Origin of the sequence: Bradyrhizobium sp. 138, from assembly GCF_023074075.1 — a bacterium.
In the GTDB taxonomy this organism is placed as follows: domain Bacteria; phylum Pseudomonadota; class Alphaproteobacteria; order Rhizobiales; family Xanthobacteraceae; genus Bradyrhizobium.
Window position 1 is genome coordinate 1 of the sequence record NZ_JADPKT010000062.1, and the last position, 786, is coordinate 786.

At 66.4% G+C, this 786-nt stretch carries 1 protein-coding gene; it reads right to left on the reverse strand.

Features of this window, described 5'->3' with window-relative positions; all coding sequences use genetic code 11:
- Positions 1–786: phosphopantetheine-binding protein (locus IVA79_RS20175; RefSeq protein WP_247555905.1), on the reverse strand; the 786-nt coding region annotated here is incomplete at both ends.

The following is a 786-nucleotide window of genomic DNA, read 5'->3' on the forward strand; positions in this document are numbered from 1 at the left end:
GCCCGGCCAAGATCGATGCGCTGCCGGCGCGGATCAAACCGGCGCCGGAGCTCATCGGCGGCGCAACCATCACAGCCATCCAGCTCGACCTCGCTCACCTGAAGCGAGGCACGACGCCACACCACCTGGGCCGGGCTCGACAGTCCCTCCCAGACAAAGGCCGTGCGCAGGATGTCGTGCCGGTCCACCACTTGCTGAACCGCACCAAGATAGCGCTCCAACAGGCTACGGTCGGCAAACGCCATCTGCGACACCAGCAGATAGGGATCACCCCGGCTGGCCAGCAGATGATGGAACAGGATGCCGTCCTGCAGCGGCGTCAGCGCATAAATGTCCTGGATGTTGCGGACGCCACCAGGCACCGTGGCGACGATCCGGTCGATCTCAGGCTGGGCCAGCTCGATCAGCGGCAGCATCTGCGGCGTGATCGCCGTACTCTGCTCGGTGATCAGGTTGGCAGGCACCGCCACGTCATGAGGACGGCCAAGGCTTGCGGCAAAATCGGCCAGCACCGGCGTGGCGAACAGCGTCGACAGCGGCAGTTCGACTCCAACAGCCTGCGACAGCCGGCTCGACACCTGCACCGCTAGAAGCGAGTGGCCGCCCAGTTCGAAGAAGTGGTCGTGGCGTCCGACCCGCTCCAGCCCGAGAAGCTCGGCCCAAATCCGTGCCAACGCCGTCTCGACTGCGCCCTGCGGCGCCTCATAGGCCGCCCGTGCATAGGCATCGTCAGCCGGCGCCGGCAGTGCCTTGCGATCGAGCTTGCCGTTCACCGTCAGCGGCAGC